This window comes from Halpernia humi (assembly GCF_900108025.1).
Classification (GTDB): domain Bacteria; phylum Bacteroidota; class Bacteroidia; order Flavobacteriales; family Weeksellaceae; genus Halpernia; species Halpernia humi.
This window is the reverse complement of the sequence record NZ_FNUS01000001.1, coordinates 229,509-252,636: the sequence shown is the minus strand read 5'-3', so window position 1 is coordinate 252,636 and position 23,128 is coordinate 229,509. Positions and strand designations below refer to the sequence as shown.

Annotated in this window: 25 protein-coding genes and 1 tRNA gene; 18 read left to right on the top strand and 8 right to left on the bottom strand. The window is 32.1% G+C overall.

Annotated features, from left to right (window positions below):
* Window positions 1-84: 84 nt before the first annotated feature.
* From folP to tkt, 8 genes are read right to left on the bottom strand one after another with little or no spacing between them, the layout of a single operon-like run.
* Entirely contained in the window at window positions 85-927 is an 843-nt protein-coding gene (folP, locus tag C4S29_RS01240) for a dihydropteroate synthase (RefSeq protein WP_233740457.1), read from the bottom strand.
* A gap of 9 nt (window positions 928-936) precedes the next feature.
* Entirely contained in the window at window positions 937-1,671 is a 735-nt protein-coding gene (gene pgl / locus C4S29_RS01235) for a 6-phosphogluconolactonase (RefSeq protein ID WP_103912305.1), read from the bottom strand.
* 2 nt (window positions 1,672-1,673) lie between these two features.
* Window positions 1,674-3,197 carry a glucose-6-phosphate dehydrogenase gene (gene zwf, locus C4S29_RS01230; RefSeq protein ID WP_103912304.1) on the bottom strand — a complete coding sequence of 508 codons (1,524 nt, stop codon included), beginning with the start codon at window positions 3,195-3,197 and terminating at the stop codon, window positions 1,674-1,676.
* Between the two features lie 51 nt (window positions 3,198-3,248).
* A complete protein-coding gene (gndA, locus tag C4S29_RS01225) occupies window positions 3,249-4,661 on the bottom strand; it encodes an NADP-dependent phosphogluconate dehydrogenase (RefSeq protein WP_103912303.1) in 1,413 nt (470 codons plus the stop codon).
* Window position 4,662: 1 nt separating this feature from the next.
* Window positions 4,663-5,289 carry an HAD family hydrolase gene (locus C4S29_RS01220; protein WP_103912302.1) on the bottom strand — a complete coding sequence of 209 codons (627 nt, stop codon included), beginning with the start codon at window positions 5,287-5,289 and terminating at the stop codon, window positions 4,663-4,665.
* On the bottom strand, window positions 5,289-6,374 hold the full coding sequence (gene tal, locus C4S29_RS01215) for a transaldolase (RefSeq protein WP_103912301.1): 1,086 nt from the start codon (window positions 6,372-6,374) through the stop codon (window positions 5,289-5,291). The genes C4S29_RS01220 and tal overlap by 1 nt, the downstream gene beginning before the upstream one ends.
* Window positions 6,375-6,427: 53 nt before the next feature.
* The gene (locus tag C4S29_RS01210; protein WP_103912300.1) at window positions 6,428-6,889 is read right to left on the bottom strand and encodes an RpiB/LacA/LacB family sugar-phosphate isomerase; all 462 of its coding nucleotides are present in this window, start codon (window positions 6,887-6,889) and stop codon (window positions 6,428-6,430) included.
* Window positions 6,890-6,894: 5 nt separating this feature from the next.
* A complete protein-coding gene (gene tkt / locus C4S29_RS01205; protein ID WP_103912299.1) occupies window positions 6,895-8,901 on the bottom strand; it encodes a transketolase in 2,007 nt (668 codons plus the stop codon).
* 233 nt (window positions 8,902-9,134) lie between these two features.
* Here tkt and C4S29_RS01200 point away from each other — a divergent pair, with 233 nt between their 5' ends.
* From C4S29_RS01200 to C4S29_RS01115, 18 genes are all read left to right on the top strand, one after another.
* Window positions 9,135-9,695 (top strand): DUF1599 domain-containing protein, encoded by a 561-nt coding sequence (locus C4S29_RS01200; protein ID WP_103912298.1) that lies wholly within the window; start codon window positions 9,135-9,137, stop codon window positions 9,693-9,695.
* A gap of 103 nt (window positions 9,696-9,798) precedes the next feature.
* A complete protein-coding gene (locus tag C4S29_RS01195) occupies window positions 9,799-10,155 on the top strand; it encodes a four helix bundle protein (RefSeq protein WP_103912297.1) in 357 nt (118 codons plus the stop codon).
* A 51-nt stretch (window positions 10,156-10,206) separates the two neighbouring features.
* Window positions 10,207-11,283, top strand: coding sequence for a BT_3928 family protein (locus C4S29_RS01190; protein ID WP_103912296.1), 1,077 nt, complete (start codon window positions 10,207-10,209; stop codon window positions 11,281-11,283).
* Window positions 11,284-11,292: 9 nt separating this feature from the next.
* Window positions 11,293-11,643: a hypothetical protein gene (locus C4S29_RS01185; RefSeq protein WP_103912295.1), complete on the top strand. Its 351-nt coding sequence runs from the start codon at window positions 11,293-11,295 to the stop codon at window positions 11,641-11,643.
* A gap of 4 nt (window positions 11,644-11,647) precedes the next feature.
* Window positions 11,648-12,406, top strand: coding sequence for a triose-phosphate isomerase (gene tpiA / locus C4S29_RS01180; RefSeq protein WP_103912294.1), 759 nt, complete (start codon window positions 11,648-11,650; stop codon window positions 12,404-12,406).
* Window positions 12,407-12,416: 10 nt separating this feature from the next.
* Window positions 12,417-13,433 carry a quinolinate synthase NadA gene (gene nadA / locus C4S29_RS01175; protein ID WP_185116932.1) on the top strand — a complete coding sequence of 339 codons (1,017 nt, stop codon included), beginning with the start codon at window positions 12,417-12,419 and terminating at the stop codon, window positions 13,431-13,433.
* Window positions 13,434-13,445: 12 nt separating this feature from the next.
* On the top strand, window positions 13,446-14,093 hold the full coding sequence (locus C4S29_RS01170) for a hypothetical protein (RefSeq protein WP_103912293.1): 648 nt from the start codon (window positions 13,446-13,448) through the stop codon (window positions 14,091-14,093).
* Complete coding sequence (gene folB, locus C4S29_RS01165) at window positions 14,090-14,452, top strand: dihydroneopterin aldolase (RefSeq protein WP_103912292.1); 363 nt, start codon at window positions 14,090-14,092, stop codon at window positions 14,450-14,452. The genes C4S29_RS01170 and folB overlap by 4 nt, the downstream gene beginning before the upstream one ends.
* Before the next feature lie 13 nt (window positions 14,453-14,465).
* Window positions 14,466-15,008 carry a hypothetical protein gene (locus C4S29_RS01160; RefSeq protein ID WP_103912291.1) on the top strand — a complete coding sequence of 181 codons (543 nt, stop codon included), beginning with the start codon at window positions 14,466-14,468 and terminating at the stop codon, window positions 15,006-15,008.
* 27 nt (window positions 15,009-15,035) lie between these two features.
* Window positions 15,036-16,394, top strand: a complete 1,359-nt coding sequence (locus C4S29_RS01155) for a DUF4403 family protein (RefSeq protein WP_233740456.1) — start codon at window positions 15,036-15,038, stop codon at window positions 16,392-16,394.
* A gap of 27 nt (window positions 16,395-16,421) precedes the next feature.
* Window positions 16,422-16,925: an RDD family protein gene (locus tag C4S29_RS01150; protein WP_103912289.1), complete on the top strand. Its 504-nt coding sequence runs from the start codon at window positions 16,422-16,424 to the stop codon at window positions 16,923-16,925.
* A 73-nt stretch (window positions 16,926-16,998) separates the two neighbouring features.
* Window positions 16,999-17,072: transfer RNA gene (locus C4S29_RS01145), tRNA-Cys, on the top strand.
* Window positions 17,073-17,171: 99 nt separating this feature from the next.
* Complete coding sequence (locus C4S29_RS01140) at window positions 17,172-18,803, top strand: LIC_10190 family membrane protein (RefSeq protein ID WP_103912288.1); 1,632 nt, start codon at window positions 17,172-17,174, stop codon at window positions 18,801-18,803.
* Between the two features lie 67 nt (window positions 18,804-18,870).
* The gene (gene aroC / locus C4S29_RS01135) at window positions 18,871-19,932 is read left to right on the top strand and encodes a chorismate synthase (RefSeq protein ID WP_103912287.1); all 1,062 of its coding nucleotides are present in this window, start codon (window positions 18,871-18,873) and stop codon (window positions 19,930-19,932) included.
* A gap of 198 nt (window positions 19,933-20,130) precedes the next feature.
* On the top strand, window positions 20,131-20,694 hold the full coding sequence (locus C4S29_RS01130; RefSeq protein WP_103913007.1) for a thioredoxin family protein: 564 nt from the start codon (window positions 20,131-20,133) through the stop codon (window positions 20,692-20,694).
* An 84-nt stretch (window positions 20,695-20,778) separates the two neighbouring features.
* The gene (locus C4S29_RS01125; RefSeq protein ID WP_103912286.1) at window positions 20,779-21,336 is read left to right on the top strand and encodes a TlpA family protein disulfide reductase; all 558 of its coding nucleotides are present in this window, start codon (window positions 20,779-20,781) and stop codon (window positions 21,334-21,336) included.
* Window positions 21,337-21,391: 55 nt separating this feature from the next.
* On the top strand, window positions 21,392-21,721 hold the full coding sequence (locus tag C4S29_RS01120; protein ID WP_103912285.1) for a YkvA family protein: 330 nt from the start codon (window positions 21,392-21,394) through the stop codon (window positions 21,719-21,721).
* A 503-nt stretch (window positions 21,722-22,224) separates the two neighbouring features.
* Entirely contained in the window at window positions 22,225-23,121 is an 897-nt protein-coding gene (locus tag C4S29_RS01115; RefSeq protein ID WP_233740455.1) for a DMT family transporter, read from the top strand.
* Window positions 23,122-23,128: the final 7 nt, after the last annotated feature.

Genomic DNA, 23,128 nt, shown 5'->3' with positions numbered 1-23,128 from the left:
TTTAATCTCTCTGATTGAGCAGATTTTGCAGATTCTTGAGCATTAAAAATCTACGTCATTTGCTAAATCTGCGAGAGATTTTAATCAATTAAAAAAATCCTGAATCGTTTTTCTCGCTTCTCCCACATCATGAACACGCAAAATTTTCGCACCATTTTGCAAGCATTTTAAATGCAATTTTTGCGTTTCTTCATTAATTTCTAAAGGCGATTTATTTAAAGATTTATAAATAAAAGATTTCCTAGAAATACCAATTAATAAAGGATTTTTACCAAAATTCAAATAGTTTAATTCTTCAATTAATTGAAATTGCTGCTCGATTGTTTTTCCAAAACCAAAACCGGGATCCAATATATAATCGAAAATGCCGTGAGATTGAAGTTCTAAAATTTTCTCTGAAAAGAAATAATTTAAAGTCAAAACCAAATCTTGATGCTCGATTTTTTGATGCATTTTAGAATATTCTGCATGATTGTGCATTAAAACATAAGGCAATTTTAATTTCCCAACCGTTTCTAAAAGTTGGGCATCAAATTGTCCGGCAGAAATATCATTAACCAAATCAATCCCTTCATTAAAACCAAATTCTACAACTTCTGCGTAAAAAGTATCGAGCGAAATTAAAGTGTTCGGAAATTCTTTTTTAATTAATGAAATGATGTTTCCGAGCCTTTCAATTTCAATTTCAGCAGTTAAAAATTCTGCATTTGGCCTTGTAGATTGCGCTCCAATATCAATAAAATTTGCGCCTTCGGAAATCATTTTTTCAACTTGCAACAAAGCAGATTTTTCATTAAAAAATTGGCCGCCATCAGAAAAAGAATCTGGTGTAAGATTTAAAATTCCCATTAATTTTGGTTCATCTAAATTTATCAATTTTCCGTTGTAATTGATGGAATGAAAGGTATTTTGCATTTCTGAAATCATATTGCTAATTTAGGATTTAGGTTTCAATAATGCTGCTGCATTTTCATCTAAAAACCAAAACAATTTTCCATCTTTTGGAGCAATTAATTTCGCGGGATATTTTTCTACTTCGTTATTTTTTTCCGCTAAAATATGATGCACCGCTTCTGATTTATTATCACCAAAAACCAAAAACGCAATATTTTCGGCTTGGTTTATAAGCGGCGCAGTCATCGTAATTCTGTAAGCGTTTACTTCTTCCACATAAACCGATTTTACCGTAGATTCCCTTGCATTTAAGACAGAAGTAAATGGAAAAAGTGAGGCTGTGTGGGAATTATCGCCTAAACCCAAGAGCACAAAATCAAATTTTATTTCATTTCCATTAAAATGATTTTCAATGTTTTTTGCATAAATTTCCGCGGATTCTTCAGGTGATTTTGTAGTATCGAGGGCAAAAATATTTGAGTTTGGAATTTTTAAAGGCTCAAATAAACTTTCGTTTGCCATCAAAGAATTTCTTTGCGAATTTTCGGCGGGTACAAAACGCTCATCGCCAAAGAAAAAATAGGTTTTTTGCCATTCTATTTTATCTTTAAATTTATCCGAAGCCAATAATTCGTACAATTTTCTTGGCGAACTTCCACCCGAAAGCACAAAATTAAATTGTCCGTTTTTTGCGATTGCTTCTTTTGAAATTATGACAATTAGTTTTGCAAGCGCATTAATTAAAGCCTCAATTTCATTAAAAATTTCTATTTTCATCTTTAATTTTCTTTAGTTTTATCTGGTAAATTAAACCAATGAAAACCATCATTTTCTATTAATTTTTTTGCGCATTCTGGTCCCCAAGAACCGGCCTCATAATTCGGAAAATCGGCTGTTTTATCTTTCTCCCAATCATCTAAAACCGGCATAATCATTTCCCAAGCGGCCTCCACTTGATCGGCGCGCATAAAAAGTGTTTGGTCTCCTATAATTGCATCTAAAAGTAAAGTTTCATAGGCTTCTGGCGAATCAGATTTTTTACTTCCCATATAATCAAAAACCACATCTACAGTGTTTAAAGTCATTTCCAAACCTGGAACTTTGCTTTCTAACTGAAAGCGAATGGCCATATCTGGCTGAATGCTAATTACCAAACGATTTTGTTTTGGAACGCCAGATTCTTCGCTCACAAATATATTGTGCGGCACTTCTTTGAACTGAATAGTAATTATAGATGAAGATTTCGCCAGTCTTTTGCCTGTTCTTAAATAAAATGGAACGCCTTGCCATCGCCAATTATCCACAAAAAGTTTCATAGCAGCAAAAGTTTCGGTGTTTGATTTGGGATTTACATTTTTTTCTTCTCGATAAGCAAGAACATTTTCATTATCTATTTTTCCTGCGGCATATTGCCCACGAACAGCAATTTCATTAATTTTTTCAGGATTAATTTTTCGCATTGCTTTTAAAACATCCACTCGCCGATCGCGAACCTCATCTGCATTTAGATTTGTAGGCGGTTCCATAGCAATAATGCAAAGCAACTGTGTTAAATGATTTTGAATCATATCCCTTAAAATCCCTGCGTTATCAAAATAATCGCCGCGCGTTCCTACACCTAAATCTTCGGTTACAGAAATCTGAACATGTTCAATATGATTTCTATTCCAAAGCGGTTCCATTATCGCATTTGCAAAACGAAATGCCATTACATTTTGCACAACTTCCTTGCCGAGATAATGATCAATTCTATAAATTTGATTCTCATCAAAAATAGTAAGCAATTTTTCATTCAAGTCCATTGCAGATTTTAAATCACGACCAAAAGGCTTTTCAATCACAATCCGCGCATTTTTCTTACTATTTCCTAAGCTGCTTTTATTGATATTTTCTGCAATGGTGCAAAAAAATTGTGGTGCAACTGCGCAGTAATAAATAATGTTGGCTTCTTTTCCCCAAGCATTTTGCAATTTTGCAATTTTTATCTGAAATTCTTCATATTCTGCGGCATCTTTAATATTTGCAATTTGATAAGAAATGTTAGAAACAAATTGTTTCCAAACTATGTCTTTTACTTTTCCGCGGCGAGAAAATGCATTGGCAGCATCGTGCAAAATATTTTGATATTGCTTATCTGTAAACTCAGTTCTTCCCGTGCCAATAATCGCAAAATCTTTCGGTAACTGATTGTCTATGTATAAATTATACAGCGCTGGTAAAATTTTTCTTTTGCATAAATCGCCAGTTCCACCGAAAATAATAAAAATGGTTGGCTTAGAATTTTTGTCATTTATTTTTAGCATTTGAATTGATTTAAAATTAAATATTTAAGAAATTTTGAACTATTTCTAGTTTTAATCTTCCCATTCTGTATGAAAAACACCCTCTTTCCCTATCAATTCATAAGTATGCGAACCGAAAAAATCACGTTGCGCCTGAATGAGATTTGCAGGCATAGTTTCATTTCTAAAATTATCGAAATAGCCCATGGAAGCGTAAAATGCCGGAATTGCAATTCCTTTTAAGGCTGCTTCTGAAATTACTTTTCTAATGCTAGATACACTTTTTGAAATATTTTCTTGAATATTTTTATCTAAAAATAAATGCTTTAATTCTGGATTTTTCTCATAAGCCGCAAAAATATCTTCTAAAAATGCTGAACGAATAATGCATCCGCCTCGCCAGATTTTTGCGATTGTATCTAAACTTAATCCATATTTATACTCTAAATTTGCCGCAAAAAGCAAATGCATTCCTTGCGCATACGCTGAAACCATCGCAAAATAAAAGGCATTTTCTAATTGATCGGTGTTTATTTCAAGTTTTCTTGAATTATTTTCATCTAGAGAATTAGGATAAATTTCTGCGGCTTTGGTTCGTAAATCTTTGTATTTTGAAAGGTCGCGCATGGAAACGGCAACATCAATAATTGGGATTGGTAGCGCCAAATCCATTGCTGCTTGCGACGTCCATTTCCCTGTTCCTTTGGCTTTTGCTTCGTCTTTAATGTCATTTAGCAAAAGATGATTTTCGCCCGGTTTTTTAAAAGCAAAAATATCGCGCGTAATTTCCATTAAATAAGATTGCAATCTACCGTCATTCCATTTCTTAAAAACGTCGTAGATTTCGGCGTCAGAAAGTTGCAATCCTCTTTTCAAAATTTCATAAGTTTCTGATATTAATTGCATAATTGCATACTCAATACCGTTGTGAACCATTTTCACAAAATGGCCAGCAGAACGTTCTCCCATGTAAGCAACAGTCGGTTCTCCATCTACGTGCGCGGCAATTTTTTTAAGAATTGGCGCAACAACTTCGTAGGCTTGTTTATCTCCTCCGGGCATCATACTCGGCCCTCTTCTTGCGCCTTCTTCGCCGCCAGAAACGCCCATTCCAATAAAATGATATCCTTTTTTTTCTAAATCTACGAAGCGACGTTCCGTGTCTGTAAAATGTGAATTTCCACCGTCTATAATAATATCGCCTTTGTCTAAAACTTCAAGTAATTCATTAATTACAGAATCTACAATTTTCCCTGCAGGAACTAGGAGCATTACAGTTTTTGGCGATTTTAGGCTACTTGTAAACTCTTTTAAATCTGAAAATCCGTGGATATTTTCTTGGTTTAATTGGTTCAAATTTTCCACTTTTGCTTTGTCTAAATCGTAACCCGCGGAACGATAGCCGTGATCGGAGATATTTTGTAAAAGGTTGGAACCCATTGTTCCGAGGCCAATCATTCCGAAATCGTATTGTATATTTTCCATTTTATTCTTTTAATGTTAGTTTTTCTAAAATATTTTTCGTGGTTTGAAATTTTTCGTGTAAAATCGCATTCATTCCTAATTTTTTTGCTGCATTTACGAGCATTGGGCGATCATCAAAATAAATGCTTTCTTCTGGTTTTACTTGTGCAATTTCCAAGGCTTTTTGAAATATTCTGGGATCAGGTTTTCTCATTCCCAAGTTGCAGGAAGAGAAAAATCCATCAAAAATTTCATGTAAACCAAAGGTTTTTATTCGGTAATTATTTAGTTCTTTACTTTCATTATTGATGGCAAAAACTGGCAAATTAATTTGCTTTTTAAACGATTTTAGCCAAGTTAACATTTCTGCTTGCTCTTCAGATTGTGCGAACATAAATTCTTTGAAATCAAATTTAGTGAAATTTCTTGGGCAATAAAAGACCACTGTTTCTAAATATTCATCCAAAGAAATGCTTCCGATTTCAAAAACATTGTATATGAAGTTGTGCAAATTATTCATTTCTTCATAATCAAAATCAAAATATTTTGCGGCTTTTTGTCGCCTCACATGATCCCATCCATTGGAAAGCAAAATGCCACCAACATCCATAAAAACAACTTTTATTTTTGAAACGTCTAAATCTGTCATTATTTTTTAATTTGATTTTCAATGCTTTTCAATAATTTTTCATAAGCATCATTAAATTTTCCAATTCCTTCGTCTTCTAATTTTTGCGTGATTTCATCTATATTTATTCCCAACTTTTTTAGATCTTCCATCACTTTATTGGCTTCAGAAATTCCTTGCGTTAAAGTATCAGCAACTTTCCCGTGATCGCGAAAAGCATCTATTGTTTCCATCGGAAGCGTATTCACAGTATCTTTACCGATTAAATTTTCTACATAAATCACGTCACTAAAATCGGGATTTTTCGCGCTCGTACTTGCCCAAAGCACTCTTTGCTTTTGCGCGCCATTTTCTATTAATTTTTTAAAACGATCACTTGCAATCATTTCCAAATAAATTTGATAGGCCTTTTTAGCAGAGGAAATGGCGACTTTTCCCACCAATTGATTTGCATTTTTTTCTTTTAAAATCGGATCGACCAAGACATCAATTCGGCTTAAGAAAAAACTGGCTACTGAAGCCACATTTTCAATTGATTTTCCTGCTTCTAAACGGTCTTCCAAACCACTCATAAAGGCTTCGGTAATTTCACGATAACGTGGCAAACCAAAAAGTAAAGTGACATTTATATTTATTCCTTCGCTCAAACATTTTCGAATGGCGGGCAAACCTTCCTTGGTTCCTGGGATTTTTATCATCACATTTTCGCGATTCACTCTTTTCCATAAATTGCGCGCTTGCTGAATTGTTCCTTCCGTATCGCGCGCTAAAAGTGGCGACACTTCTAAACTCACAAAACCATCGCCACCATTGGTTTTATCGAAAACGGGCTTAAAAATATCAGCCGCTCGTTGAATATCTGCAATGGCTAAATTGAAGAAAATTTCAGCATTATCGTTCTCGTTTTTTGAATTTTCGGCGATGTCTTTATCGTAATCCGAACTTCCTGTGATGGCTTTTTCAAAAATAGAAGGGTTTGAAGTTAGACCACGTAAATCGTCTTCCTCGATAAGTTTTTTCAATTTGCCAGAATTCATTATTTCTCTGTCTAGAAGGTCTAGCCAAATGCTTTGGCCGTGTTCTCGTATTTTATTTAATGGGTTCATTTTTTTTAATTTTAATTAATGATAATATTATATGATAAATGATGAAGGCGTTACTATTTTTCGATATCCTGAATTTTTTTCAAACGTCGCAAATGCCTTTCTGCGCCGATGAATTCTGCTTTTAAAAATGCCAAAATATATTCTTCCGCACTTGCAAAACCGGTAATTCTTCCACCGAGGCAAATCAAATTCATATCATCATCTTCCACACCTTGATGCGCAGAAAAATAATCATTAATAAGAGCGGCGCGAACGCCAGGAATTTTATTTGCTGCAATACAAGCACCTACTCCGCTGCCACAAATTGCAATTCCACGAAAAACTTCCGCATTAGAAACGGCTTTTGCTAAAGGAATAACGAAATCTGGGAAATCGTCTGTGTTATCTAAAGAAAATGCACCAAAATCAATGATATCATAATTGTTTCTAATTAAAAAAGAAACGATTTTTTCCTTTAATTCAAATCCACCATGATCTGAGCAGATCCCTATTTTTTTCTTTGATTTTATCTGCATAAAAATTATTTTTTTTGATGTAATGCTTTGGCTTTTTCAATGACATTTTCTACCGTAAAGCCATATTCTTTCATCACTTCATCGCCTGGTGCAGATTCTCCGAATTGGCTTATTCCAATGCTAAAACCTTCATCGCTTACATATTTCAACCAACCAATTGTGGAGCCCGCTTCAACGGATAATCTTTTTCTTATGTTTTTTGGAAATATTTTTTCTTTGTAATCTGAACTTTGTTTTTCGAATAATTCCCAAGATGGAAAACTAACGACTCGCGCTTTGATTCCTTCTAATTGTAATTTTTCTTGGGCTGCTAAAATCAATTGAACTTCAGAGCCTGTTGCTATTAAAATAATTTCTGGAGTTCCCTCACAGTCTGATAAAATGTATGCACCTTTTTCTAATTCTTTGGCTTTTGTATATTTATTTTGATCTAAAACTGGAATTCCTTGTCGGGTTAAAATAATGCAAACGGGACCATCTTTTTTTTCAATTGCAACTTTCCAGGCTTGAGTTGTTTCATTCGCATCGGCAGGACGAATGACCGTCATATTCGGCACAGAACGCAGCCCAATTAATTGTTCCACAGGCTGATGTGTTGTTCCATCTTCGCCCAAAGCAATACTATCGTGCGTGAAAACCATAATTGGACGAATTTTCATAATCGCTGCCAATCGCAATGGTGGCCGCATATAATCTGAAAAAATTAAAAAAGTAGCACCATAAGGAATTAAAAATTTGCTTAAAGCCATTCCATTCAAAACTGCGCCCATTGCGTGTTCGCGAATTCCGAAATGAAAATTTCTGCCGTCCCAATTTTTTGGTGAAAAAGATTCATAATCATTAAGATTAGTATCTGTGGAAGGTGCCAAATCTGCTGAACCGCCAATTAATTGAGGCAAAAATTCTGCAATAGTATTTAAGGTTTTGCCCGAAGCTTTGCGCGTCGCCATTTTTTCACCTGCTTGAAAAACGGGTAACTTTTTCTCCCAATCTTTCGGCATTTTTCCATCGCGAATCGTTTCATATTCTTCGGCAAGTTTGGGATGTCTTTCTTTGTATTTTTTGTAAAGTTCGTTCCACTCGGCTTCTTTTTTTGCGCCAATTTTCCCTACATTTCTATAAAAATCTAAAACTTCATCTGGAACTACGAAACTTTTATCCGGATCAAATCCAAAATTTTCTTTTACCAATCGAACTTCTTCTTCGCCCAAAGGCGAGCCATGTGCAGCAGAAGTATTTTGTTTGTTTGGGCTTCCGTAGCCAATTTGTGTTCTTACTTTAATTAAGGAAGGACGATTTGTTTCATTTTTTGCATTTTTAATGGCTTCCGAAATGGCTTCTAAATCAGTACCATCAGACACGGTTTGAACTTGCCATCCATAAGATTCGAAACGTTTGCCCACATCTTCATTAAAGCTTATATCGGTATTTCCTTCAATTGTAATGTGGTTGTCATCATATAAATAAATCAGATTTCCCAATTTTAAATGACCTGCAAATGACGCGGCTTCTGCGGAAACGCCTTCCATTAAATCGCCATCACTGCAAATAGCATAGACGTAAGAATTAAAAATTTCAAAATCTGGCTGATTATAACGTGCCGCCATATATTTTTCTGCAATTGCAACGCCTACTCCATTGGCAAAACCTTGACCAAGGGGTCCTGTTGTAACTTCAATTCCTGGCATTAATCCATATTCGGGATGACCTGCTGCAATACCGTGCAGTTGTCGAAAATATTTTAAATCACCCATCGAGACATTGTAGCCTGTAAGGTGCAAAAAACTGTATTGCAACATGCAAGCGTGGCCGCAAGATAAAATAAAACGATCCCGGTTCGCCCATTCCGGATTTTGTGGATTATAATTCATTACTTCCGCCCACAAAACGTGGCCAATTGGCGCTAAACCCATCGGGGTTCCAGGATGTCCGGAATTTGCTTTTTGAACGGCATCTGCGGCTAAAATTCTGACAGTATCAATTCCTTTTTGAATTAGATTATTAGTTTTCATAGTGTAAAATTTTCTTAAGTTTCTTCTTTAAAGGAGTTTTTAATTTTTTGAGTAAAAATTAAATTATAAGATTTAAGAAGGATTGAAGAAAATCTTACGAAAAAAACCGATGCAAAATTAATTCCATAGTAAGTATTTTAACTTAAAATTAATACTTTTTGAAATCAATTAAGACCGTTTCAATTCATAATCAAATCCCAATTTTCACTATATTTGAGGCGTTAAGATTTAATATGCACAATACAAAATTTCAATTTTCGGAGATATTGCTGCAATGCAAAGCATTGTTTGAAAAAAAACTTTCCGATTACGGCGCAGCGTGGCGCGTTTTGCGACCAAGTTCAATCACCGATCAAATTTACATTAAAGTAAACAGAATCAGAACTTTGCAGATGAGCGAAGTGCAAATGATTGAAGAAAGTGAAGAAAGCGAATTTATTGCTATTGTGAATTATTCGATAATTGGTTTAATTCAATTGGAAAAAGGTTTTAGCGAAGTTTTGGATGAAAATCCTACAGAAATTTTAAAATTATATGATTTCTACGCGAAAGAAGCCACAGAACTCATGCAGAAAAAAAACCACGATTACGGCGAAGCATGGCGAGAAATGCGGATTTCTTCAATTACAGATTTAATTTATCAAAAAGTTTTAAGAACAAAACAAATTGAAGACAATAACGGTAAAACGCTTGTTTCTGAAGGTTTAGATGCTAATTATTTTGATATTTTAAATTATGCCGTTTTTTGTTTAATAAAATTGATGGAAGATGGAAGATGGAAGATGGAAGATTGAAGATTGAAGATGGAAGATGGAAGTTGGAAGATGGAAGTTGGAAGTTGGAAGTTGGAAGTTGGAAGATTTAAAAAAAAATAAATTAATTTTCATATAATATTGAATGAGTTTTAAATTTGAAAAACTGATTATTTGGCAAAAATCAATGGATTTTGGAGAAAAAATATTTGAAATTTCTAAAAATTTTCCAAAAGATGAAATGTTTAATTTGGTTTCTCAAATCAGAAGAGCGGTAGATTCTATTGCACTAAATATTTCAGAAGGCTCTATTTTACAATCAAAATTGGAGTTTAAAAAATTTTTAGGTTATTCTATTCGTTCTCTTGCTGAAGTTGTAACTTGTATGTATAAAGCAAAAAATAGAAATTATATTTCAGACGAAAAATTTAATGAATTGTATAATGAATCCTTTCACTTAATGAATCAAATAATCGGTTTTAGAAATCAATTAAAAGACTAAAATATGGGCAATTTTCTAAACTTCCATCTTTCAACTTCCATCTATAATAAAATGAAAAATATTTTACGAATTTTTGTCGGTTTAGTCTTTATTGCATCAGGTTTTGTAAAAGCGGTTGATGTTGTTGGTTTTTCCTTTAAAATGGAAGAATATTTCGCCGCAGATGTTTTTAATATGCCTTTTTTAGAAAAATTGGCTTTGCCACTTTCCATTTTTATGGTGCTTTTAGAACTAATTTTAGGTTTGATGTTGGTCTTAAAAATTAAATTAAAATGGACACTTAATTTGTTGATTTTGCTTTGCATTTTCTTCGCTTTTTTAACTTTCTATTCTGCTTATTTTAAAGTCGTTACAGATTGTGGTTGCTTTGGCGATGCGATAAAATTTACACCTTGGCAAAGTTTCGGGAAAGATATTGTTTTACTAATTGCGTTATTTGTTCTCTATTTTTTGTTTAGAAAAAATGATGAGAAGTCATCTTTTGAAACTTTAAAATGGTCAATTTTCAGTCTTCTTTTTTTACTTTTTGCTTTTTTTATTTTCTATGGCATAAAACATGAACCATTAATCGATTTCCGCGATTATAAAATTGGTACAGATTTAAAAGTAGAACAAGCAAAAATTGCCGCAGATCCTTCAGAATTTAAAACTTTTTACACTTTAAAAAATAAAAAAACAGGTGAAGAATTAAAAGTCAATCAAGACGATTATATTTCAAAAAATTATTGGCAAAACCCAGATTTGGAAATTGAATCGGATAAAACAAAATCTGAAATCGTAAAACAAGGTTACGTTTCAGAAATTTCAAAATTTAAAATAGAAGACGAAATTGGAAATAATGTAACAGATGAAATTTTAAATGCACCAAAAGCCATTCTCATTTTTTCTTACAAACCTGCTGAAATGAAAACCAAATATTTAGAAGCAGCAATAGCAAAAATGAAAAGCAATAAAAATGCATTTATTTTGGGCGTTTCTACTTCACCAAATACTTTTAAAAACATCAAAAACGGATTGATGGATGGAACTGCCATTAAAACAATTGCCAGAAGTAATCCATTTATCTTAACTTTACAAAACGGAAAAATTACCGCGAAATCTTCAGCGGAAGATTATTTAAAAAATTAAAATTATACTATGCAAAAATCTAATAAATCCATCGCAGGCTATCATTTATTGATGATTTTATCGTCTGTCGATTTCGAATTTTCTCCTGAAGAAGGACTTTTAATTCAAGAATATTTGGCGGAAGAATTTCCCTTTAAAATGAATTTAGACAATGAATTAGACGTCATTGCAACGCTTCAACCCGAAGAATGGAAAGACCATTTCGAATTTCATGCGCGCTGTTTTTATGAAGATTCTACCGAACAAGAACGAAAAGCGTTTGCGAAATTTGTCAAAAATTTAATTAAAATTGATGATGAAGTAACCGAAAGAGAGCACCAATTTTATATGTTAATGAAAAAAATCTGGAAATTAAATTAAAACTATGAGAAAAAATATTGTAGCAGGAAACTGGAAAATGAATTTGAATTATGCAGACGCACAAAGTCTGATGTATCAACTTTTAGAATACAAAAAAAATAACCAAACTAACTGCGAAGTTTACATTGCGCCACCAAGTTTGTATCTTACAAAAGCGAAAGACATTTTTGAAAATGGCGAAATTGGTATTTTTGCGCAAGACGTTTCAGAATACCAATCTGGCGCTTATACCGGCGAACTTTCTGTTGATATGTTGAGTTCAATTAATATAAACGGAAGTTTGGTTTCCCATTCAGAACGCAGATTATACCACGGTGAAACCGATTCTCATGCGAATCGAAAAATAAAAAATTTACTAGATAAAAACTTGACGCCCATTTATTGCAACGGCGAAAATCTAGACCAAAGAAAAAACGGTGACTACTTAGAAGTTGTTGGCAACCAAACAAAAACGGCTTTATTTACACTTTCTGCAGAAGAAATTAAAAAAGTAGTAATTGCGTACGAACCAGTTTGGGCAATTGGAACGGGAGAAACGGCAACGGCAGAACAAGCGCAAGAAGTTCACGCTTTTATAAGAGATTTAATCGCAAACCAATACGGAAAAGAAGTGGCCGATGAAATTTCAATTTTATACGGCGGCTCTGTAAAACCAGAAAATGCCAAAGAAATTTTCTCAATGCCTGATGTTGACGGTGGCTTAATTGGTGGCGCCGCTTTAAAAATAGAAGATTTTTCAAAAATTATTGAAGGATTTAATTAAAAATCAGATAATGGAAAAGACTTTAGAAAAAGCAAAAGCAACGCTTCCCGTTCATGGATTTTTAAAATTTAAAGATCTTGCAATTCCGCAAGGTGAAGCATTGGTACAAGCGATTTTAGATTTAAAAAAGGAAAAAAATGCCATTATTTTGGCGCACTATTACCAAACTGCAGACATTCAAGATATTGCAGATTTTCTTGGTGATTCCTTACAATTGGCGCGAGAAGCAAAAAAAACCGACGCCGATATGATCGTTTTTTGTGGCGTTCATTTTATGGCAGAAGCGGCAAAAATTTTAAATCCAACAAAAAAAGTTGTTTTACCCGATTTGCAAGCGGGTTGTTCACTCGCAGACGGTTGTAGCGGCGAAGGTTTGCGCGAAATGCGCGCGAAACATCCAAACGCATTAATCGCAACTTACATCAATTGTAACGCAGAAACAAAGGCAGAATCTGACATAATTGTAACGAGTTCAAACGCGGAAACCATCATAGAATCTTTGCCAAAAGACCGACCAATTATTTTTGCACCGGATAAAAATTTAGGCAAATATTTAATGAAAAAAACCGGCCGCAATATGATTTTGTGGGACGGAAGTTGCATCGTTCACGAAGCATTTTCCATGGAAAGAATCGCAAAACAATTGGCAGAAAATCCCGATGCAAAACTAATTGCGCATCCAGAATCTGAAACTGCGGTTTTAGATTTGGCGCATTTTATCGGTTCCACTTCTGCCCTTTTAAATTATGTGGAAAAAGACGACTCACAGAAATTTATTGTGGCAACAGAAGAAGGAATTTTGCACGAAATGAGAAAACGTGCGCCGCAAAAAGAATTAATTCCCGCTTTGGTTTTTGACGAAAGTTGTAATTGCAGCGAGTGTTTTTATATGAAAAGAAACACTTTAGAAAAACTCTACCTCTGCATGAAATATGAATTACCGGAAATTACGATGGATGAAGAATTACGTTTGAAAGCCTTGAAACCAATTGAAGCGATGTTGGAAATGAGTAAAAGTATTAAATAAAATTTTAAAATAGTGAGTGAAATTACAGACGAATTTCTTCCATTAGAACTTAAAAATATTTTTGAAAGTGTCGAATATGAAGATTTTGGAAAGTTATTAATTGATTCTATAGAAATTAATAATCAAGACAACATACATTTTAATTTTACTGTTAATATTGAAGGAGATTATTCAGAAATTGGATTTAATGAAAATCATTCATGGAATTTATTAATAAATAATTGTAGAGAATATAGAATAGAAGATTCTCGCGACTTTGAATCTTTTATTTATGTTTATTCTGAACATATTTTATTGTCTAATTTTAAAGAAAAGTGGAAAGAACTTTATTTTAATGGAGAAAATAAAAATGTAAACCAATTATTTGTAGAGTTTTATAATTTGCATAAATACACATTTGATGATTTTATTGCAATGGACAAATTTATTTGTAATAGAAATTTGACTAAGTTATTAAACTCGAATAATGCTCTTTTTGCGAGGGGTCCGATATCCATTTTGGAAGAATATTTTCAATTACTGAAAAATGGAAATAAAAACCCATACTATTTAGAAACTGCAAACAACTATAAAAACTCAGAAATTAATAAAAATTTAAAAATAATTTTTATTGGAAATAATTATTTTATTTCAGAAAATTTTGAATTTCAAAAAAGATGACTTCAAAAATAATCTTCGAAAACCTAAAAATCTACGCTTATCATGGCGTATTGCCGGAAGAAAAAATTCTGGGGACTTACTATATTTTAAATGTAGAAATTCATGCAGATTTACAAAAACCCGCAGAATCTGATGATTTAAAAGACACGATTAATTACGCAGAAATAAATGATATTTTGCATGCAGAAATGGCAATTTCTTCAAAACTTTTAGAACATGTTTGTGGCAGGATTATTAAAAATATAAAAAATAATTTTCCACAGATTGCGTTTATAAAAGTGAAATTAACCAAAACCAGTCCGCCAATGAGAGGTGAAATGGACGGTGTAAGTGTGGAAATGGAAAGTAATTTTAGTTAATTTGAACTTATTTATGTTTAGAGTTTTAGAAAAATCCCCCGAAAATAAATTTACAATTGGTAAAATACTAAAATTTGTAATTATTATTCTTAACGTTTTTATCTTATTATTTTCTCTTGCTTCGGTTTTTCATCGATTTCATCAATACCAAAAAGATTTTGTTACGCAATGGATTGGTGGTTTTTATCTATTTTTTGTGTTGGTTAAAGTGATACATTATATTTTTTTTCAACAAAAAAAAGGCAAATTTATTGGTGATCTTATATTCAAAGACAATGAGATAGAAGTTTTAGACAAAATCTATCCATTAGAAAGTATTTCTAAAATTAGAATTAAAGGGAATGATATTAAAGGAGATTTTCAAGGTTTTGTATCGCAAGGTACTAAAAATGAATTAATTATAAATTTATTAAATGGAAACAGCATTAATTATAATTTTGAACAAACCAGCGACAATAGATTAAAAGACACTTTGGTTTTAAAAAAATATGTTGATGCAGGAAAACTCGGACAGGTAAATTATGAAAGTATTATTGAAAATAAAAACTATTATTAATTTTAAAAATAGATTATTTTGAAATTCTTGAAATTCCTTTTTTTATTTGTATTTTTCTCTATTTGTGCGCAAGAAACACCGGTAATTTCGCCAATTTATACTTTTCCAAAAATACAATCTAGCATTACATTACCGGTAAAAATTCCATTAAGGGAAATAAGTGCGCTGGTAAATTCTTCTGTAAAAGATTTAATTTATGAAGATAATTCTTACGAAGACAATGATAATGACCAGTTTAAAGTAAAAGTTTGGAAAACAAAACCCATCAGAATTGTCGGTGGAACACATGATAATTTATTGATTGCAGTTCCGCTTAAAGTTTGGGCAGAAAAAGGCATTGGAACCTTGGGCGTTTACACGTATCAAAATACCACTTTTGAAACTGTGATGTATTTTAACACGCAATTGACGGTTAATAATAACTGGACAATTTCTACAAAGACATCGGCAAATGGATTTCAATGGATAACAAAACCTGTTTTAGATTATGGTAGAATAAAAATCCCAATCACGCCTTTGGTAGAAAATAGTTTGAAAGAACAACAAACAAAATTTTGTGCAATTATTGATTCTCAAATGGCGACGCAACTCAACTTTCAGCAACTCGCCATCACCGCGTGGAACTTGTTTTCGGAACCTTTTGAAGTGTCTCAAGATTATCAAACTTGGCTAAAAATAACGCCATTAAATGTAAATCTCACACCTTTAAAATTTTACGGAAATGAAATTGACACCAACATTGGTTTAGATGTTTATTCTGAAACTTTTACGGGTTTAAAACCTGAAAATTCGCCATACGTAGGCGCAATTGCTAATTTTAATTTTGTGCCGCAACTTCAAAATTCTTTCACTTTAAATACCACAGCAAATATTCCGTATGAAGCGGCCACAAAAATTGCAGAACAAACTTTTTTAGATAAAAAATATGATTTTAGAGAAGGGAAATCATCAATTACAATCACCGGAATTAGAGTTTACGGCGACGATGATCGCTTAATGATTGAAGCGGAAACTTCGGGCACTATTAATGGAACTTCATACATTTCTGGCATTCCAGTTTATGATGAAGTAAAGCATAAAATAGTTTTAAGCGACACCAAATTTAAACTCAAAACCAGCAATATTTTTCAGAAAACTTTGACATTATTATTTCAGAAAAAAATCACAAAAATGATTGAAGATGAATACGGTATTCCAACTTCCCATTTAGAATTGAGTTCTAAAAGTAGTATTGAAGATGCTTTTAACAAAGAATATTACAAAGGTTTAAAAATTAGTGGGCAAGTTTATAAACTAAAACCAACACAAATACTTCTCACACAAAACGGAATTACTGCCGTCATTTTAACAGAAGCCACATTGCAATTAAAAGTTCAAGGCATGTAATTTTTTTATATTTTAGCAAAAAAAATTATGGCTAAACTTTTAAAAATTGTTCACGACAATAAGGCAGAAAAAGGTCTGCGATTTTTAAATTTAATTATAGATTATGCATTTTGTTATATAATTTTGATTATTATTTTAGGCATTTCTGCATTTTTATATTCATTTTTATCTGGTAGAGATTTAAGAGAAATAGGTTCCATACTGTCAAATGTGAATGAATATTTAGACCGTTTTATTACTTTCGTTGCTTATCTGCTTTCAATGTTTTTATTAGAATATTTTACAAAAGGCAGAAGTTTAGGAAAATTCATTACAGGTACTATGGTTGTTAGAACAGACGGAAGAAATTTAACAATTAAAGATTATTTTTTAAGAAATATTAGCCGTGGAATTCCTTTTGATGCGTTTAGTTTTCTTGGCAATAACGGATGGCATGATTCTTTTACTGACACAAGAGTCGTGAAGAAAAAAGCCTACGAAGAAGCGCAAGCACAGCAAGCAGATTTAGATAATTTGGGGAAAAGAAATTAAATTTTTTAGTTTTTAAATTTTAAAATTTTTTTTCAAAACAATATTATCTTATATTTGCACTCCTTTAAAAAACGGTTTCGTGGCCGAGTGGCTAGGCAGTGGTCTGCAACACCATCTACAGCGGTTCGAATCCGCTCGAAACCTCCAAAACAAGTTATTGATTTTCAATAGCTTGTTTTTTTTTAATTAATTTGAAATATTTCAAAGCAAGATTTTTGTTACTTTGTTAAAGTTTTAAAATAAAAAATGCTTTATATTTTATTTTCTCTTTTGATTCTTTTTCCTGTTTTTGCGGGTTTTGGTCGTTTATCAGAACTATTTCTAGGCAAATTTTTTGAGGGCTTTTCTGGGAAAATATTTTCAGGAATTCTTTCTATATCAACTTTTTTTGTTGGCTTTACTTTCATTTTTCCCTTAAATTTATACCTAGAACTTTCAACGATTTTCATTGGTTTTAGTCTATTTTTCTATTTTAAATTATACCAAGAATTTTTGCATTTTTTAAAATTTAATTACAGAGTTTTTTCAATATTTACAGTCATAATATTACTATTCGGAAGTTTTTATCCCTTTATTTTAGACCATTTTGGCTATTATGTTCCCACGATAAAATGGCTTTCAGAAATCGGTTTGGTAAAAGGAATTTCTAATTTAGATTTGCTTCTCGGCCAAATGTCTTTTTGGCATTTTCTACAAGCCGGATTTTCAAATTTTTCGGATGTTTATTTGCGTTTAAATGCCGTTTTAATGGTGTTTTATTTAATCTATATTTTAGAAAAAAAATCCTGGCTTCATTTAGTATTTTTCCCGATTTTGCTGCTTTTCACACAATCTCCTAGTCCAGATTTGCCGGCAATCGTTTTTTCTTTAATTATTTTAAATGAAATTTTAAGTGGCAATAAAAATACAAAACTACTATTTGCCCTTTCAATATTTGTTTTTGCTATAAAACCAACGATGATTTGGATGCCCATTTTCACGCTGCTCTACTCTATTTTTATTTTAAAATCTAAATTAAAATTCATCATTTTTGGTTCAATTATTTTTCTACTTTTTATTGTTAAAAACCTTTATGCATTTGGTTTTCCAGTCTTTCCTGTTGCACTTTTAGATTTTAATTTAAGTTGGAAACCGAATATAGAATTATTAAAAATATCATCTGAAATTGCCATTCAGAAAACCTATGATATGCAATATTCGGTAGCACAAATCAAAAGTTTTTCAAGTATTGAATACATTAAAAATTGGTTGTTTTTAAAGGGCATAAAATCGGTGATTCACTGGGTTTTTATCATTTCAATTTTTATTTTTACAGTATTCGCATTTAATAAAAAATCAAGAATATTTTTTTTTCTATATATTTCTATTTTAATTAAAATTATTTTAATTCTCTTATTTTCAGCACAATACCGATTTTTTATTGATGTATTTTTCGTGATCTTTTTTATTTTGTTTTTTGAAACTTTTAGTAAAAATTTAATTTTTATGGTCACTTCCATTTTAACAAGTTTTGCCTTTATAGGTTTAAGTTTTCCAAATCTCCTTCAGAACTATATTCCTAGTTTTAAATTAGGGCATTTTATGTCGGGCATTACTAAAAATCAGTGGCTAAAACCGGCTCGCTTTGAACTCCATAAATTTAAAACCTATCAAATTGGGAATTTAAAATTTAATGTTGTGAAAAATTATCCTTTTAGTTTTGATACGCCGATTCCTGCCATTTCACCAGAATATTTAAAAGAAGATTATGACGCTGGTATTTTTCCACAAATGATTTCAGATGATTTAAAAGATGGTTTTGTTTGGAAAAAATTAAACGTTGAGGAGCATCAAAAACTCGCTGAAATTTTAAAACAAATAAAATATTCCGATAATTAAAAAAATAGCGCCTTTGTGATTACCAAAAAATTATTTTCCTTCATTAAAATTATCTTAAATTTGTACAATGTTCACATTAGGAAATTTTCTCACACTTTCAACCTTTGGTGAAAGTCACGGCGAGGCTTATGGCGGTATAATCAATAATTTTCCAGCAGGATTAGAAATTAATTTTGAAGAAATTCAGAAACAATTGGACCGCAGAAAACCTGGGCAATCTTCGATTGTCACACAACGAAAAGAAAGCGACACTGTAAAATTTTTATCTGGTATTTTTGATGGTAAATCGACTGGAACGCCAATTGGTTTTATAGTTCCGAATGAAAATCAAAAATCTAAAGATTACGATCATATTTCGCAATATTACAGACCATCGCACGCCGATTTTACTTACGATAAAAAATTCGGAATCAGAGATTATCGCGGTGGCGGCAAATCTTCTGCTCGCGAAACTTTAAATTGGGTCATTGCAGGAAGTCTTGCCAAGCAATTGTTGCCAAAAGGTATTAAAATAAACGCTTACGTTTCTTCAGTTGGCGATATTTTTTGCGAAAAACCATATCAGGATTTAGATTTTTCTAAAATAGAATCTAATGACGTTCGATGTCCGGACATGGAAACAGCTGAAAAAATGATTTCCAGAATTAAAGAAATTAAAAAAGAAGGCAACACAATTGGCGGCACAATTACTTGCGTTTTGCAAAATGTACCAATCGGAATTGGCGAACCGGTTTTTGGCAAATTGCAAGCAGAATTAGCCAAAGGCATGATGAACATCAATGCTGCAAAAGGATTTGAATACGGAAGCGGATTTTGTGGCGCAAAAATGACGGGAGCAGAACACAACGATATTTTTAACGAAGATGGTAGCACAAAAACCAATCTTTCAGGTGGCATACAAGGCGGAATCTCAAACGGAATGGATATTTATTTCCGAGTTGCTTTTAAACCAATCGCAACACTTTTGCGACCACAAGACAGCATAGACAAAGAGGGAAACAAAGTAATTGTGGAAGGAAAAGGAAGGCACGATCCTTGCGTTTTGCCAAGAGCAGTGCCAATTGTAGAAAATTTGGCGGCGTATATTTTGGCAGATTTATTTTTGATAAATAAATTGAGACAGTTATAATTGAGAAACTAATTAAGAATTAGAGAAAATGAAAAAATAACTCCAAATTCCCAATTATTTTTAAAAGTTTTATACAATGTGAAAATTCAATGTAATTATCATCACCAAGTTTCAGCATAACGTTTCCGAAATTTGTACAAAATTTAAAAAATGAAATCAACAATCCAAGAAAACGAAACTTTAAAGTCCGAAAAAACAATTAAAGATTACTGGCAAAACGCCGTAAATTTTGAGGAATATTTGAGTATTACAGCGGAAAGAATTCACCAAAATCCCAATAAAAATGATGAACATCAAGAATATTATGAATTGGGGCTTCAACGGATGAATCGTACTTTAAAAACATTTAAAGTGGATGAAACCCTACTTTCTGAACTAAAGAATAGAAATTTCAATGGCAAAATTTTAATGATTTCAGAACCGTGGTGTGGCGATGCCAGTGCAACCGTTCCCGCAGTTGCAAAGTTTTTCGAAACTGCCGGAAATGAAGTTAAAATTTTTTTGAGAGATTCTGATACTTCATTAATTGATCAATATTTAACAAATGGTGGACAAGCCATCCCGATTGTACTTTTGCTTAATGAAGATTTTACCGTTAAGAACGTTTGGGGACCGAGACCAAAACACGGCACAGAGTTATTGAAGAAATTTAAACAAAATCCAGAAATTTATTCAATTGATGACTTTCATAATGATTTGCAAGTTTACTACGCAAAAAACCGAGGGAAAGATATTATTGAGGAGATTGTGAATTTGCTTTAACATGAAATCGCACTGAAAAAATTAAAAAAACAAATATAATTTAGGCGATTGCATATACATTTTGAAAACAATAAATAATTTCAGATGAATTTTTTAAAGAAAAATATTTTTTATTTAATATTAACCGCATTTATGATAGCGGTTTTTGCCATTCCAAAATTTGGAGATTTTGTACGTGGGCAGATTTTAATGAGTCCCTCAATTAGCAAAGTGGAAAGTGAAATTACTTTTTCAGATAGCGATTATAATATTGCTTTAAAAGGAATAAATGTTCCTGATGCCAATTTAAAAGATTTTAAAAATGAAACTGTTTTTCTAAATTTTTGGGGAACTTGGTGCCCGCCATGTCGTGCAGAATGGCCAACAATTCAGAAATTATACGATGCAAAAAATGGGAAAATGAAATTCGTTCTCATTGCGATGCAAGATAAAGAGGAAGATATTAGAAAATTTTTAAAAGAAAATAATTATAATGTACCAGTATATGTGGCGCAAAGTCCGCTAACCGAAAAATTGTTGCCAAGCGTTTTTCCCACTACTTATATTTTAGCAAAAGGCGGAAGAATATTGCAAAAAGAAGATGGTTCTAAAGATTGGAACTCTAAAAACGTGCTTGATTTCATAGATAATGTCACAAAATAATTGCCAAAAATATTTGGAATAGATTTTGCAAAAGATGAAGAAAATTTAATAAAATATGGCCTCAAAAATAAACTTAGCAATCGAAGCGTTCAAACATAAAGGTTTTGTGAAAAAATTACCTACAATGTGGCGAATGTTGAAATCAATAAAAAACGGATTTTATAAACCAGAAATAAAAAATCTTTTAATACCAGGCGCGATACTTTTATATATCATTTCGCCTTTAGATTTTATTCCAGATTTTATTCCGGTTTTAGGACAAATGGACGATTTGGCGATGCTTGCCCTCGCAATTCCACTTTTGATTAAGGAAACAGAACGATTTTTAGCCTGGGAAACTGAAAAAATGAGCAATAAAGTAATCGATGCGGAAATCGTTTCTTAGTAGGAATTAGAAGTAAAAATTTAAACATTTCAATGCGAGTTGAAATGTTTTTTTTTGCGTTTAATTCACTAGATAAGTCATATAAACCTGAGTTCGAATATTAATTTTTCGAAAAACATAAATAGGAACGGGCTTTAGCCCGTTTTATAAAGTTTTAAATAAGAATTGGCTTTAGCCAAAACATATATTAGGTTTTGGCTAAAGCCAAATGACGGATTACATCTTTCATCGGGCTAAAGCCCGACGCAATTGATATTTTAAAGTTATTGATAATTAATACTTTGAAAATTGAATAATAATCGAACTCAAGTTATGAGATTTAGTTAAATATTGTCATACTTTAGAAGACAAAATAAAATATCTTTAATTTTCAGAAAAATATTGTGTACTAATATTGTTTAAAATCAAAACTTGTAACAGTATTTGTTATCCCGTTTTGAAATCGGGATTGCTTGTGTTTAAAAAATCTTTCATTCTAAAGAAATTTTAGATAGTTTTGCAAGGTGAAAAATCAACTTTACCAATCTTCGCTTTTTAGGCTGCATCTCATCGTATTTTTGTGGGGTTTTACGGCTATTTTAGGCAAACTAATCCATGCCGAAGCGATGGCTTTGGTTTTTTATAGAATGCTTTTTGCGGCAATTTTCTTATTTATTTATATCCGAATTATCAAAAAAAGAAGCATTCACGTTTCTCGGAAAATTTTCTTTCAACTTATAGGAATTGGCGGTTTGATGGCGTTTCACTGGCTTTGCTTCTTTTACTCTATAAAAGTTTCTAATGTATCTATCGCGCTTTCTTGCCTTGCGCTTTCCACCTTATTTGCGTCTATTTTAGAACCAATTATTTTTAAGCGGAAAATAGACTTAACAGAAGTGATCATTGGTGTGATTATCGTGATCTGTATTTCTGTAATTTTTCAGGCAGAATTGCATTATAAAATTGGAATAATTGCAGGCATTTTATGCGCTTTTTTCGGAACTTTATTTTCAGTTTTAAATGGCAAAATGTTTGGTAAAACAAGATCCGGGAACATTATTTTTTATGAAATTTTTGGCGGTTGGTTTCTAATTTCTTTAGTATTTTTAGCCACCGGAAGTATTTTCTCTTTCAATGAAATAAGTTATAGAGATTTAGCGTTATTAACAATATTAGCGAGTTTATTTACAGCATTTCCGATGTTTGAATCTGTAAATTTAATGAAGTATATTTCGCCATTTACCTTAATTTTAACGGTAAATTTAGAACCAGTTTATGGGATTATTTTTGCTTATTTTATCTTTGGAGAATCGGAGCACATGAGTCCTATTTTTTATATTGCTTCGTTAATAATGATTTTAGCAATTATAGCAAATGGTATTATTAAAGCCAAAAAGAAAAAATTAGAAATTACGGTTTAATATTTTT

Coding starts and splice junctions, on each gene's coding strand:
- folP (WP_233740457.1), bottom strand. CDS start 927: ATGATTTCAGAAATGCAAAATACCTTTCATTCCATCAATTACAACGGA.
- pgl (WP_103912305.1), bottom strand. CDS start 1,671: ATGAAAATAGAAATTTTTAATGAAATTGAGGCTTTAATTAATGCGCTT.
- zwf (WP_103912304.1), bottom strand. CDS start 3,197: ATGCTAAAAATAAATGACAAAAATTCTAAGCCAACCATTTTTATTATT.
- gndA (WP_103912303.1), bottom strand. CDS start 4,661: ATGGAAAATATACAATACGATTTCGGAATGATTGGCCTCGGAACAATG.
- C4S29_RS01220 (WP_103912302.1), bottom strand. CDS start 5,289: ATGACAGATTTAGACGTTTCAAAAATAAAAGTTGTTTTTATGGATGTT.
- tal (WP_103912301.1), bottom strand. CDS start 6,374: ATGAACCCATTAAATAAAATACGAGAACACGGCCAAAGCATTTGGCTA.
- C4S29_RS01210 (WP_103912300.1), bottom strand. CDS start 6,889: ATGCAGATAAAATCAAAGAAAAAAATAGGGATCTGCTCAGATCATGGT.
- tkt (WP_103912299.1), bottom strand. CDS start 8,901: ATGAAAACTAATAATCTAATTCAAAAAGGAATTGATACTGTCAGAATT.
- C4S29_RS01200 (WP_103912298.1), top strand. CDS start 9,135: ATGCACAATACAAAATTTCAATTTTCGGAGATATTGCTGCAATGCAAA.
- C4S29_RS01195 (WP_103912297.1), top strand. CDS start 9,799: ATGAGTTTTAAATTTGAAAAACTGATTATTTGGCAAAAATCAATGGAT.
- C4S29_RS01190 (WP_103912296.1), top strand. CDS start 10,207: ATGAAAAATATTTTACGAATTTTTGTCGGTTTAGTCTTTATTGCATCA.
- C4S29_RS01185 (WP_103912295.1), top strand. CDS start 11,293: ATGCAAAAATCTAATAAATCCATCGCAGGCTATCATTTATTGATGATT.
- tpiA (WP_103912294.1), top strand. CDS start 11,648: ATGAGAAAAAATATTGTAGCAGGAAACTGGAAAATGAATTTGAATTAT.
- nadA (WP_185116932.1), top strand. CDS start 12,417: ATGGAAAAGACTTTAGAAAAAGCAAAAGCAACGCTTCCCGTTCATGGA.
- folB (WP_103912292.1), top strand. CDS start 14,090: ATGACTTCAAAAATAATCTTCGAAAACCTAAAAATCTACGCTTATCAT.
- C4S29_RS01160 (WP_103912291.1), top strand. CDS start 14,466: ATGTTTAGAGTTTTAGAAAAATCCCCCGAAAATAAATTTACAATTGGT.
- C4S29_RS01150 (WP_103912289.1), top strand. CDS start 16,422: ATGGCTAAACTTTTAAAAATTGTTCACGACAATAAGGCAGAAAAAGGT.
- C4S29_RS01140 (WP_103912288.1), top strand. CDS start 17,172: ATGCTTTATATTTTATTTTCTCTTTTGATTCTTTTTCCTGTTTTTGCG.
- aroC (WP_103912287.1), top strand. CDS start 18,871: ATGTTCACATTAGGAAATTTTCTCACACTTTCAACCTTTGGTGAAAGT.
- C4S29_RS01125 (WP_103912286.1), top strand. CDS start 20,779: ATGAATTTTTTAAAGAAAAATATTTTTTATTTAATATTAACCGCATTT.
- C4S29_RS01120 (WP_103912285.1), top strand. CDS start 21,392: ATGGCCTCAAAAATAAACTTAGCAATCGAAGCGTTCAAACATAAAGGT.